The sequence below is a fragment of the Azospirillum formosense genome (genome assembly GCF_040500525.1).
In the GTDB taxonomy this organism is placed as follows: domain Bacteria; phylum Pseudomonadota; class Alphaproteobacteria; order Azospirillales; family Azospirillaceae; genus Azospirillum; species Azospirillum formosense_A.
The window spans coordinates 2,099,130-2,110,758 of sequence record NZ_CP159402.1; the positions used below are offsets into that span (position 1 = coordinate 2,099,130).

Sequence of the window (11,629 nt, forward strand, 5' to 3'; positions counted from 1 at the left end):
CGCCGACGCATCCGCACAAAACACTTTGTCCCGGGGCCATTTCCCCTCTATATAGCGGGCACCGGTCGCCACGCGCGCCGGGTCCGGCAGGCACCGTGCGGGCGTGGCGGAATTGGTAGACGCAGCGGACTCAAAATCCGCCGTCCTCACGGATATGTCGGTTCGAGTCCGACCGCCCGCACCACCCCCTCCCGTGGACTCCTCCCCCACGCACCCGTGCCTTTCATTCATGAACGCGGTTCATGACGGCATGTGACGCCGCCGGTCTAATCCGCATCGACGGTCCCCGATAGAGTGGCGGCACGACGACCGCGCCCCCCTGGGGCGATCATCGGAGGGTTCCACCATGCAGATCACCCGGGTTGGCACCCAGCCATCCGTCACCGGGCCGGCCGACTGGTTCACCGGCACCGTCCGCATCGACCCCATCGTCCAGACCGACGCCCCGGCCCGCACCGCGGCAGCCAGCGTCACCTTCGAACCCGGCGCCCGCACGGCGTGGCACACCCATCCCCTGGGGCAGACCCTGATCGTCACCGCCGGCGTCGGCCGGGTCCAGCGCGAAGGCGGCCCCATCGAGGAAATCCGGCCCGGCGACGTCGTCTGGTTTCCCCCCGGCGAGAAGCACTGGCACGGCGCGTCGCCGACCATATTCATGACCCACATCGCCATCCAGGAGCAGCTGGACGGCAAGGCCGTCGACTGGATGGAGAAGGTCACCGACGAGCAGTACGGGGGGTGAGGCGGCGGGACCGGCCCGCCCCAAAACCTCATTGCGTTTGCGGGCTTGTTCCAAAGTCCAATTCGGCGGCCCGACCCAGCCCCTTAAAATGCGCGGCATCGACCGCCGCCGCGACCGGCGCCGCGGAGTCCTGGCTGGGGAGCCATCTCACATGACCGTTTCCAGATTCGTCATCGCCGCCGCCCTTCTGCTTGCCGCCGGCACCGCCAACGCCGAAAGCGGGCCGCAGCCCAAGACGGCCGAGGAGGCCGCCGGCAAGCAGATCTTCCATCAGTGCGCGGCCTGCCATTCGCTGGACTCCAGCAAGAACGCCTTCGGCCCGAGCCTGTACAACGTCGTCGGGCGCAAGGCGGGCTCGATCCCGCGCTTCGACTATTCCAACGCGCTGAAGACGTCCAACATCACCTGGACCGAGGACAACCTGCGCCACTGGATCGCCGGCAACGACAATTTCGTGCCGGGCACTCGCATGCGCCACGTCGCCATCACCGACCCGGCGGAGCAGGACTACCTGATCGCCTTCCTGAAGTCGCTGAAGCAGTAAGCATCGACAAGCCGGTTACGGTGCGGCGACCGCAACCGGCTTCCCGTCCTCGGTCGGCAGTCCCGCCTCGGCCCAGCCGTCCGCCCCGTCGCGGTACCACAGGACCCGGCGGTAGCCCATCTCCAGGGCGCGCTTGCCCGCGTTCCACGACATCCAGCAATCCGCCAGACAGTAGAACAGCAGGCCGCGCCCGCGGTCGCCACCGGTCAGCCGCTCCAGGTTGGACCGGAAATAGCCCTCCAGTTCCGGCGTCAACGCCCCAAGCCCGACGTTGGGCAGCCAGACGCTGCCGGGAATCTGCGGAAAGGGCTTCGGCACCAGCCAGGGACCGCCGGGCAGCGTGCTGCGGTCCAGCTTCATCACGTTGATGGGAAGAGCCGCACCCGACTCCACCAGAGCGCGGGCCCGCGCCGTGTCCACCGTCTCGGCCCCGGGCAGCGAGGCCGGGGTCGGCGACCGGTATTCGGTCATCCGGTAGCCGTCCGGCACCGGGACCGCGTCCGCCGCGGCGCCTCCCGCCGGCCCGGCCAGCAAGAGCGCCAGCCCGGCGGCGCCCAGCCATCCTGCGCGCACCACGTTCCCTCCCCCATTGTTCTGCGGCATCCACGAAATCCCCCCGTGCCCGACAGGGTCAAGTTGCCCGATAGTCGAATACCGGGGACCGGTGGACGGGGCCTAAGCTCACCGTTCGCCACCATGGATTCGCGACCGTGGGATTCCCGCGTTCCGCTGCGCCACCGCACCGCAGAGGCCTGCCTTGCAAACGACCGCAGGACGCATCATCATCAGGCTAGGGAGACAAGGGTGGCTAGACCCCTGCCTCCCGGCCCGATCCTTAGCGGTTCAGGAGGTCAAGGATGTCCTTGATCACCCGAAGCAGCAGGATCAGGAGAGTGAGGATCTTTTCCATCCTCCACACCTCCTTGTGATGGGACACGGGCGGTGGCCAATCCGCCGCCCGGTCCACCGCGCAACCATGACGCGAACCACCGTCCACACAAATGCAATTTTTGACGCAGGGGCAGTGCCATGCGCCTGATCCCCTTCGCCCGCCTGCTGCTTGTGCTGGCGCTGGTCTGCGTCGCCTCCGTGGCGCGTGCGGCGGAGCGCCCGACAGTGACCATCGGGGTGCTGAAATTCGGCACGGTCAGTTGGGAGCTGGATGTCATCCGCCACCACCGGCTGGACGAGGCCGCCGGCTTCGAGCTGAAGCTGATGGAGCTGGCGAGCGGCCAAGCGGCGCAGATCGCCCTGCAGGGCGGCGCGGTCGACATGATCGCCAGCGACTGGCTGTGGGTGGCCCGCCAGCGCGCGGCGGGGGCCGACCTGACCTTCATCCCCCATTCCGCGGCGGTCGGCGCGCTGATGGTGCCGGCGGCCTCCCCCATCGCCTCCGTCGCCGACCTGAAGGGCCGACGCATCGGCGTCGCCGGAACCCCCATCGACAAGAGCTGGCTGCTGCTGAAGGCGCTTGCCCGCGACCGCTACGCGCTCGACCTCGACGCTGCGGCGACACCGGTCTTCGCCGCCCCGCCCCTGCTCAACCAGAAGGCCGCGACGGGGGAGTTGGACGCCGTGCTGAATTTCTGGCCCTACGCCGCCCGCCTCCAGGCGGCGGGGATGCGGACGGTCATCGGGGTGGACGGAATGATGCGGGACCTCGGCCTGTCGGCCCAGGTGCCGGCGGTCGGCTTCGTCTTCCATGAGGGATGGGCCAGGGCCAACCCGGCGGCGCTCGACGCCTTCGTCGCCGCCTCGCGCAAGGCCAAGGCGATCATGGCGCGATCGGACGCGGAGTGGGACCGGCTGCGCCCGCTGATGAAGGCGGAGGACGAGGCGACCTGGGCGGCGCTGCGCGACCAGTTCCGCGCCGGCATCCCGCAGCGCTGGACGGAAGAGGAGCGGGAGGCCGCGGCCAGGCTCTACGGGTTGATGGCCAAGCTCGGCGGGCGGGAACTGGTGGGCACCGCCATGGCCCTGCCGGACGGCACCTTCTGGCCGGGAGTCCGCTTCTGATGCGGTGGCGGCGGCTGGCCCCGGTCCTGTCGCTGGCTCTGCTGGTCGGGCTGTGGGCCGTCGCCGCCGAACTGGCCGCCAGCCGCAGCCTGCCCGGCCCCGCCGCCGTGATGTCCGTCCTGGTCCGCGAGGCGGCGGACGGCGCGCTGTTCCATCACCTGGGGATCACGCTGGCGCGCATGGCCGCGGCCTTCGTCATCGCCATGTCCATCGGGTCGGCGCTGGGCATTCTGCTCGGCCGCTCGGCGACGGCGGACCGGCTGTTCGGGCTGTGGCTGACCGTGTTCCTGAACATCCCGGCGCTGGTCGTGATCGTGCTCGCCTATGTCTGGTTCGGCCTGACCGAGGCGGCGGCGGTCGGCGCGGTCGCCGTCAACAAGATCCCCAACGTCGTGGTCGTCCTGCGCGAAGGGACGCGCGCCATCGACGAGCAGTATGTCGAGATGGCGCGGACCTTCCGCATGGCGCGGTCGGACGTGCTGCGCCATGTGCTGCTGCCCCAGCTCACCCCTTACTTCGCCGCGGCGGCGCGGTCCGGCCTTGCGCTGATCTGGAAGATCGTGCTGGTGGTCGAGCTTCTGGGCCGCAGCGACGGGGTGGGATTCCAGATCCACCTCTACTTCCAGATGTTCGATGTGGCCGGCATTCTTGCGTACACCGTCGCCTTCGTGGCCGTCGTCCAACTTCTCGAGCTGTGCGTCCTGCAACCCGTCGAGCAGCGGCTCACCCGCTGGCGGCCGGTGCGCGCTGAGGCTTGAGATCCGCTCCAAACGCTTCGCCGGGCGGGAGGTCATCCGCGGCCTGTCGCTGACGGCCGCGCCGGGCGAATTCCTGGCGCTGGTCGGCCCGTCCGGCTGCGGCAAAACGACGGCGCTGACCATCGCCGCCGGGCTGGACCGTGATTTCGACGGAACGCTCGACTTCGGCGGGCCGGAGCCGGTGCTCGGCTGCGTGTTCCAGACGCCCCGCCTGCTGCCCTGGCGCACGGTGCGGCAGAACGTGGCGCTGGTGCTGCCCAAGGCGCGGCGGAGCGACGGGACGGCGGAGCGCTGGCTGGCCGCCATGGGGCTGGAGGCGGTGGCCGACGAATATCCGGGCCGCCTGTCCGGCGGCATGGCGCGGCGGGTGGCCCTGGCCCGCGCCTTCGCGGTGGAGCCCGGCCTGCTGCTGATGGACGAGCCCTTCGTCTCGCTGGACGAGCCGACGGCGCAGCGGATGCGCGCCCTCCTCGCCACGATGCTGGAGCGTTCCCCGGCCACCGTGCTGTTCGTCACCCACAATTTGCGCGAGGCGATCCAGCTGGCCGACCGCATCCTGGTGATGGCTCCCGGTCCGACGCGGGTGGCTGCGGAGGTGCCGCTGGAAACGCCGCGCGCCTTGCGCGACGACGCGCTGGTCGAGCGCGTGCGGGCGGAGCTGCTGGTCCGGCCCGATCCGGCCTTCCGGCTGATCGCCTGACTCTTTCGCCGAACCTGTGAAGCGGCTCACACCCGCCGCCACCCGCCGGGCGCAGTCTGTCCCGCTGCGACGAAACCGGCGGAGACGACCATGCGCACCCTGTTCTTTCCTCTATTGTTGCTGGGCGCCGGCCTGGCGCTCCTGTCCGGCGCGGCGCGCGCCGGGGAAATCGTGATCCTCGACCAGCACGGTTCCGGCCCCAACCACGCCGACCGGGCTCGCGATCGGGTGATCATCGGCGATCCCGTCACCGGGTCGTCCATCGTCATCATCGAACGGACGACGCGCGACGAGGAGCTGGGGCGGCGCGACCCCGGCCTGGAGGCCCGGCGCGCCGTGCGCAAGGCCGAGGCGAAACGGCGCAGCAAGGACAAGGACTGGTCGGACTGGGCGGAATTCGACGGCCACGCCCTGGACGGCTTCGGCTGGCTCGACAGCCCCGTGCCGCTCGGCTTCGGGCGGGGCGATCCGGGACAGGAGGCGGCGCGCGCCGCCGCGGACGCGCGGCGGATGCGGAACCGCTGAACGGTTGAGGCTGAACGGAAAAAGGCCCGCCCGGTCAGATGCCGAAGCGGGCCTTTTCCAGTTGCAGGCGGTTGGCGAAGACCACGGCCTGGGTGCGGCTGTAGACCTTCAGTTTTTGCAGGATCGCCGAGACGTGGGCCTTCACGGTGGTTTCCGTGATGCTCAGCTCATAGGCGATTTCCTTGTTCAGCTTGCCGGTGCCCAGCATCTCCAGCACGCGGAGCTGCTGCGCCGTCAGGGTGGACAGGCGGCGGGCGATCTCCGCCGTCTCCTCGTCCTCCGCCGCGGCCCCCTCCTCGACCGAGGCGGGCAGATAGACCTCCCCGGCCAGGATCTGGCGCAGCGCGCCGGCGATGGCGTCCCGCGGCGTCGATTTCGGGATGAAGCCGGCGGCGCCGCAGCGCACCGCCTCCAGCATCACCTTGCGGTCCTCGTGCGCCGAGACCACGGCGACGGGGATGGCCGGGAAGCGGCGGCGCAGGGCGATCAGCCCGGTCAGCCCGTTCATGCCCGGCATGTTGAGGTCGAGCAGGACGAGGTCCGGCTCCCCCTTGCCGCTGTGCATGGAGTCGAGGATGGAGATGGTTTCGTCCAGGCAACCGGCCTCGTGGATCTCCTGCGCCTGGCAGGAATAGAGGACGGCGCTGCGCAGGGCGTCGCGCACCAGCGGATGATCGTCCGCGATCAGAATTCGGCTCATGGCGTGGTTCCCACGCTCATCGTTTCGGGGCGTTTCCGAGAGAGATCATGCCGGACTGTTCAAGAATGCGCAAGGACGGGAACGGGTATTCCCCAAAACAGCCGATCGTAGGCAATTCCGTTCCACATCCTGCTCCAAATCCTGTTGCAAGCGGTTCGCAAGAAAAGGCGGCCCGAACCCTTCGGGCCGCCTTTCCTGATGCGGTCACGGCACGGGGTTTCCGTGTCAGGCCTTCGGCAGCTTGAAGACCCAGAGGGAGCCGCCCTGGTTGATGTCCTTGACCAGCTTGGCGACGTCGCCGCCCCACAGCGGCACCGCACCGCCCCAGCCGGAGACCACGGCCACATACTGCTCGCCGTCCTGTTCCCAGGTGACCGGGGAGCCGACGACGCCGGAGCCGGTGTTGAACTTCCAGACCTCCTTGCCGGACTTGGCGTCGAAGGCCTTCAGATAGCCCTCCGGCGTGCCGGTGAAGACGAGGTTGCCGCCGGTGGTCAGCACGCCGCCCCACAGCGGCGCCGGGTTCTTGTATTCCCAGACGATCTTGCCGGTCTTCGGGTCGATGGCGCGCAGCGCGCCGATGTAGTCGTCGTAGAGCGGCTTGATGGTGAAGCCGGCGCCCAGATAGGCGGCGCCCTTCTTGTAGGTGATCGGCTCGTTCCAGATGTCCATGCCCCACTCGTTGGCCGGGACGTAGAACAGCTCAGTCGCCGGGCTGTAGGCCATCGGCATCCAGTTCTTGGCGCCGAGGAAGGCCGGAGCGGCGAAGACCGACGTGCCCTTCTCGGCGCCGACGGGGGTGCCCGGACGGTTGTCGTCGTTGTAGACCGGCCGCCCGGTCTTCAGGTCGATCTCCTTGGCCCAGGTGATCTTGGTCACGAAGGGCGAGGCGCTGAGCAGCTTCCCGTTGGTGCGGTCAAGCACGTAGAAGAAGCCGTTGCGGTCGGCCTTGGCGCCGGCCTTGATGGTCTGCCCGTCCTTCTTCAGGTCGAAGGACACCAGCTCGTTCACGCCGTCGAAATCCCAGCCGTCGTGCGGCGTGGTCTGGTAGTGCCACTTGATGTCGCCGTTGGCCGGGTCGATGGCCAGCGTCGAGGAGGTGTAGAGGTTGTCGCCCGGACGCAGGTGCGAGTTCCAGGGCGCCGGGTTGCCGGTGCCGAAGAACAGCGTCTTGGTCTCTGGGTCGTAGGTGCCGCCCAGCCAGGTCGCGCCGCCGCCGGTCTTGTAGAGATCCCCCGACCAGCTGGCGTTCATCACGCCGGTCATGGTCGATTCCTTGCCGTTGAGGGTGCCCATGTTGCCCTCGATGGTCGGACGCTGCCAGACCAGCTCGCCCGTCTCGGCGTCGCGGGCCTCGACCATGCCGATGATGCCGAACTCGCCGCCGGAATTGCCGGTGATGACCTTGCCGTCGACGATCAGCGGGGCGGCGGTCGCCGAATAGCCGGCCTTGTAGTCCTCGATCTTCTTGGACCAGACGACCTTGCCGGTGTCCTTGTTCAGCGCGACCAGACGGGCGTCCAGCGTCGCGAAATAGATCTTGTCCTTGTAGAGCGCGGCGCCGCGGTTCACCACGTCGCAGCAGGGCATGATGCCTTCCGGCAGGCGGTGGTCGTACTGCCACTTCTTCTGGCCGGTCTTCACGTCCACGGCGTAGAGGCGCGAGTAGGAGCCGGTGACGTAGATCGTGCCGTCATGGATGAGCGGCTGCGACTCCTGCCCGCGTTGCTTCTCGCCACCGAAGGAGAAGGACCACACCGGCACCAGCCCCTTGACGGTGTCCGGGTTCAGCTTGTCGAGCGGGCTGAAGCGCTGCGCCTGGGGACCCATGCCGTAGGTCAGGACGTCGCCCGTCGACTTGGCGTCGTTCAGCAGGTCGTCGTTGCTCGGCCCGCCAGCGACCGGCGCGGCGGCCAGCGCGGGGCCGCTCAGGCCAAGGCCGGCGGCCATGGCGCTTGCAAGAAGGCAGGTGCGGAAGAGACGCTTCATGGTGCGGGTACCTCCCAGGGGAATGGACAGCCGGAGTCGCGGGCAGAGATCATGCGCAGACGAATTGGCGGAACCCGCCCGCTTCGTCCGCCCGGCCTCGGCTTCTTTTCGGAACAATCAGGGGTTCGACGCGGGGCGACGCGGTATTGCGAAGCCCTTATCCTTTTGACAGTAAAGCAGTTTACCGGCGCCCTGGATGGGGTCCATTGGCAAATAGTAGGATGGGCGGAGCGTTCTGCTGGACGACGGGAACCGTTTCATTACGAACGGCTTTAATTGACCCGCGGCAGCACGGCCTTCTCGATCCGCGGCCAGAGGTGGGAGACCGAGCGCCGATACTCCTCACGGAGCACGCCCATCCCGGCGAAGCGCTCGGGGATCGGCGCGTCGAGCAGCTCGGCCATGTCGGCCCCGGCCTCCGCCCGCTCGCGCAGGCTACGGCCCAGCCAGGTCAGCCAGTCGCGGGTCTGGGCGATGGCCGCCGTGTCGGAGCGGATGCGCCCGTGGTTGGGCACCAGAACCGTCACCTTCAGCGCGTCCAGGGCATCCAGTGCCGCCAGCCATTGGCCGATGTCGGCGTGGGGCGTCGTCGGCGTCCGGTCGGAAAAGACGACTCCGCCGGCGAACAGCACGCCCGTCGTCTCGTCCAGAATGGCGAGGTCGGCGGCGGTGTGGCCCTCCAGCGGGATCAGCCGCAGCCGGTGCGCGCCGAAGACGACGGTGGAGCCATAGACCGTCTCGGTCGGGACCAGCGGCTCGGTGCCGCGCATCCAGTCGCCGACGAGGCGGTACATGTTCTCGGTCATCCCCTGCCCCTCGGCCTTGATGCCCTCGATGGTGCCGGGGAGGGCTGCGATGGGCACGTCGGCGAAGGCGCGGTTGCCCAGCCAATAGTCTGGATGGAGGTTGCTGATGAAGACCTTGCGGATCGGCTTGTCGGTGACCGTGGCGATGGCCGCGCGCATCTCCTCGCCGAAGCGGCGCGACGGGCCGGTCTGGATCACGATCACCCCGTCGTCGGTCACGATGAAGCCGGGGTTGAGGATGTTGCCGCCGTTGGTGCGGGTGAAATGCTCCCGCGTGCCCTCGAAGACCCAGGTGTCCGGCGCGATGGCGACGGGCTTCAAATTATAGGTCAGCGGGCCGGCGGCCCAGCCTGGCGCGGCGGAGACGACCAGCAGGAGAAGGGCGAGAAGCGCTCTCATGGCAGCGCTCCCTGCACCCAGGGGAGCGGGATGGCCGCCTTGACCTCGCCGCCCTGGTTGTCGCGCCCGTCGAGCGTCAGGCTGCGCGCGCCCGCTGCGGGCTGCACCTCCAGCGTGAAGACGGGGTTCTCCGACAACGGTTCCGCCGTCTGCAGCCGGGCCAGCGCCCGCCCGTCGGCGTCGCGCAGGGTCAGCGCCTCGATGAAATAGGCGGGGATGCCGGCGACCAGACCGGTGTCCATGGGATGGCGGACGAGGAAGCGGACGCGCGTCGCCTTGTCCCCACCGGCGCCCTCACCGGCCGGCGCCCAGGCGCGGCCCTGAACCTCCCCCACATGGTCGGCCCAATCGGCGGCGGCGTAGGTCGCGGGCGGCGCGGTGCAGCCGCCGCCCGCCGCGTCGAGCAGCTTGCCGCCGATGTGCCACACCCCGTCCGGCGTGCGCGCGGCGGCGCGCAGCGGCGTGGCCTGCTGCACCTTGAAGCGCGTGGCGATCACCGGCTTCGCCGCCAGCGGCTGGAAGCGCAGGATGACCGGAAAGGGGTTGAGGTCGGCGAACAGCACCATCTCCTCGACCGCGCCGAGCGCCGTGGCGTCGGCCATCACCGGGACGGCGGCGGCGTTCTCGGCTTTGTCGGGGGCGGTGACGGTCACGCGGTCGTCGAATTGCACGGGGGCCGTGCCGAACAGCTCCGGCCGCAGCACGTCCCACATAACCGAGGCCAACGGGTCGGCGGGGTCCGGCGGGCCGGCCACAGCCTGGACGGACAGGGCTGGGCCGGAGAGCGCGGCCAGGAGCGCAAGGACATTCAGAACGGTCTTCACCTTTGGTCCCTCCCGATTCTTGACAGCCTTTTTGCCTCCACAGCCTTTGCCCCCTCCCTAACCCTCCCCCGCCTTTGGCGAGGGAGGGAATTTGGGCAGAAGCGGCGGCAGTCCCCTCTCCCGCAAAAGCGGGGGAGGGCTAGGGAGGGGGCCGCGGAGCCCTACTCCACCGGAATCGCGTTGTGAGTCACCCCGTGCTTCCGGAAAATCTCCGGCAGCGTCCCGTCCTCCAACATCGCGGTCACCGCGTCGCCCACCGCGTAGGCGAGGTCGCGGGAGTTCTCCTTCACCGCCATGCCGATGTCCCAGCTCGACGCCATCATGCCGGGAAAGGTCACGGGCGTGATCGGGAAGCCGGCGGCGCGGTCACCCAACGCGGCCTCCACCTGGCTCTGCGTCGCGACGACGGCGGCGACGTCGCCCTTGACCAGGGCCTCGACCGCCTCGGGGATCGTCATGAAATGGACCAGACGCTCGCGCAGCCGCCCGCCGAAGGCTCCCAGCAGGTAGAAGTCGGGGATGCTGTCGATCTCCACCCCCACCGGCTCGTCGGGCAGGGAGGCCAGCATCGGCTGGGTCATGCGCATCGGGTTGCGGGCCAGCGCGAAGCCCTCCCGCTGGTAGGGGCCGAACAGCACGGCCTCCGGGTTGCGCAGCGCGAACTCCTTCTGATAGGGCACATGCATCATCACGTCGGCCACGCCGCCCCCGACAACCGGGCCGCGCCACACCGCGTTGCGTAGGTCGTCCGACACGGTTTCCCCGGCGGTCAGCTCCATGAACTCGACGCCGACGCCCAGCCGCCCGGCGATGGCGCGGGCGAGGTCAACGTCCACGCCGACCAGGGCGCCGCCCTTGCGGTGGGAGAAGGGCGGGTTGTCGCGATAGACCGCGACCATCAGCCGCCCGGCGGCCACAACATCGTCCAACGGGCGCGCGCCGGCGCGCCGGGGGAGAACCCCGGCGGCCAGCGCGGCGGCGGCGAAGGACAGCAGGTGGCGCCGCGTCGGGAGCGCCTTCGCTCCAAGCGCCTTCGTTCCAAGCACCGTCATTCCTCGTGCACCGTCTCCAGCCACGACCGGATGGCCCACAGCGCCTCCTGCCCCAGCGCCTCGCCGAAGCGCGGCATGTAGGTGACGCCGTTGCGGATCGAGCCGTTGGTCACCCGCTCCTTGAACCACTCGTCCCCGGCGTCGCCCTTCTCCAGATAGCGCAGGTCCGGGGCGATGCCGCCCGACACCGCGCCCAGCCCGTGGCAGCGCGCACAGTTCTGGTTGAAGGCGGAGGCGCCGATCTCGATCGCCCGCGGGTTGCCGCGGTAGGGGTTCGCGTCGCGCCAGTCCTCGCCCAGCTTGTCGAGGCCGGTGGTGTCCACGGCCTGGGGCGTCACGTCGCCATGGGCGAAGGCCGCCGTGGGGACAACCGTGGAGGCGACGGCGGCCGCGCCGGTCAGGAAACCGGCCACTGCAAGCCGGAGAAGCCGTGCGTTCATAAGGGGCGTCCTCATTCAGAGAAGATGCGAAGGGAGCGTTGTCCGTTGCCCCGGAGCATAGCGGGCGGTCCGCGACGCCAATAATTGGACTTTGGTAGCAACCGTGCGCGCCGGCCCCCGCGTTCGGACCGAAA

Annotated in this window: 13 protein-coding genes and 1 tRNA gene; 7 read left to right on the top strand and 7 right to left on the bottom strand. The window is 69.4% G+C overall.

Annotated features, from left to right (window positions below):
* The first annotated feature begins 97 nt into the window (after positions 1 to 97).
* The 3 genes from ABVN73_RS09995 to ABVN73_RS10005 all read left to right on the top strand — a co-directional run bounded on the left by ABVN73_RS09995 (position 98) and on the right by ABVN73_RS10005 (position 1,286).
* Positions 98 to 184: transfer RNA gene (locus ABVN73_RS09995), tRNA-Leu, on the top strand.
* Positions 185 to 346: 162 nt separating this feature from the next.
* Positions 347 to 742: a cupin domain-containing protein gene (locus ABVN73_RS10000; RefSeq protein WP_353857857.1), complete on the top strand. Its 396-nt coding sequence runs from the start codon at positions 347 to 349 to the stop codon at positions 740 to 742.
* A 151-nt stretch (positions 743 to 893) separates the two neighbouring features.
* Complete coding sequence (locus ABVN73_RS10005) at positions 894 to 1,286, top strand: c-type cytochrome (protein WP_014241321.1); 393 nt, start codon at positions 894 to 896, stop codon at positions 1,284 to 1,286.
* Between the two features lie 15 nt (positions 1,287 to 1,301).
* Here the strand turns inward: ABVN73_RS10005 and ABVN73_RS10010 are convergent, their stop codons facing one another.
* Positions 1,302 to 1,889, bottom strand: coding sequence for a PQQ-dependent catabolism-associated CXXCW motif protein (locus ABVN73_RS10010; RefSeq protein WP_353857858.1), 588 nt, complete (start codon positions 1,887 to 1,889; stop codon positions 1,302 to 1,304).
* 426 nt (positions 1,890 to 2,315) lie between these two features.
* On the opposite strand from ABVN73_RS10010, the gene ABVN73_RS10015 reads away from it, so the two are divergent.
* The 4 genes from ABVN73_RS10015 (at position 2,316) to ABVN73_RS10030 (ending at position 5,285) form a co-directional block, all read left to right on the top strand.
* Positions 2,316 to 3,302: an ABC transporter substrate-binding protein gene (locus ABVN73_RS10015; protein ID WP_353857859.1), complete on the top strand. Its 987-nt coding sequence runs from the start codon at positions 2,316 to 2,318 to the stop codon at positions 3,300 to 3,302.
* Positions 3,302 to 4,060: an ABC transporter permease gene (locus ABVN73_RS10020; protein WP_353857860.1), complete on the top strand. Its 759-nt coding sequence runs from the start codon at positions 3,302 to 3,304 to the stop codon at positions 4,058 to 4,060. Before ABVN73_RS10015 ends, ABVN73_RS10020 begins: the two co-directional genes overlap by 1 nt.
* The gene (locus ABVN73_RS10025) at positions 3,951 to 4,760 is read left to right on the top strand and encodes an ABC transporter ATP-binding protein (protein ID WP_353857861.1); all 810 of its coding nucleotides are present in this window, start codon (positions 3,951 to 3,953) and stop codon (positions 4,758 to 4,760) included. The genes ABVN73_RS10020 and ABVN73_RS10025 overlap by 110 nt, the downstream gene beginning before the upstream one ends.
* Before the next feature lie 90 nt (positions 4,761 to 4,850).
* Entirely contained in the window at positions 4,851 to 5,285 is a 435-nt protein-coding gene (locus tag ABVN73_RS10030) for a hypothetical protein (RefSeq protein ID WP_353857862.1), read from the top strand.
* Positions 5,286 to 5,319: 34 nt separating this feature from the next.
* Here ABVN73_RS10030 and ABVN73_RS10035 read toward each other — a convergent pair whose 3' ends face one another.
* From ABVN73_RS10035 to pedF, 6 genes are all read right to left on the bottom strand, one after another.
* Positions 5,320 to 5,985 (bottom strand): response regulator transcription factor, encoded by a 666-nt coding sequence (locus tag ABVN73_RS10035; protein WP_145622721.1) that lies wholly within the window; start codon positions 5,983 to 5,985, stop codon positions 5,320 to 5,322.
* Between the two features lie 225 nt (positions 5,986 to 6,210).
* Positions 6,211 to 7,974, bottom strand: coding sequence for a methanol/ethanol family PQQ-dependent dehydrogenase (locus tag ABVN73_RS10040; RefSeq protein ID WP_353857863.1), 1,764 nt, complete (start codon positions 7,972 to 7,974; stop codon positions 6,211 to 6,213).
* 272 nt (positions 7,975 to 8,246) lie between these two features.
* Positions 8,247 to 9,179, bottom strand: a complete 933-nt coding sequence (locus tag ABVN73_RS10045; RefSeq protein ID WP_353857864.1) for a quinoprotein relay system zinc metallohydrolase 1 — start codon at positions 9,177 to 9,179, stop codon at positions 8,247 to 8,249.
* The gene (locus tag ABVN73_RS10050) at positions 9,176 to 10,003 is read right to left on the bottom strand and encodes a quinoprotein dehydrogenase-associated SoxYZ-like carrier (protein ID WP_353857865.1); all 828 of its coding nucleotides are present in this window, start codon (positions 10,001 to 10,003) and stop codon (positions 9,176 to 9,178) included. The genes ABVN73_RS10045 and ABVN73_RS10050 overlap by 4 nt, the downstream gene beginning before the upstream one ends.
* A 161-nt stretch (positions 10,004 to 10,164) precedes the next feature.
* A complete protein-coding gene (locus ABVN73_RS10055) occupies positions 10,165 to 11,055 on the bottom strand; it encodes a transporter substrate-binding domain-containing protein (protein ID WP_353857866.1) in 891 nt (296 codons plus the stop codon).
* Positions 11,052 to 11,495 (bottom strand): cytochrome c-550 PedF, encoded by a 444-nt coding sequence (pedF, locus tag ABVN73_RS10060; RefSeq protein WP_353857867.1) that lies wholly within the window; start codon positions 11,493 to 11,495, stop codon positions 11,052 to 11,054. The genes ABVN73_RS10055 and pedF overlap by 4 nt, the downstream gene beginning before the upstream one ends.
* Positions 11,496 to 11,629 lie beyond the last annotated feature (134 nt).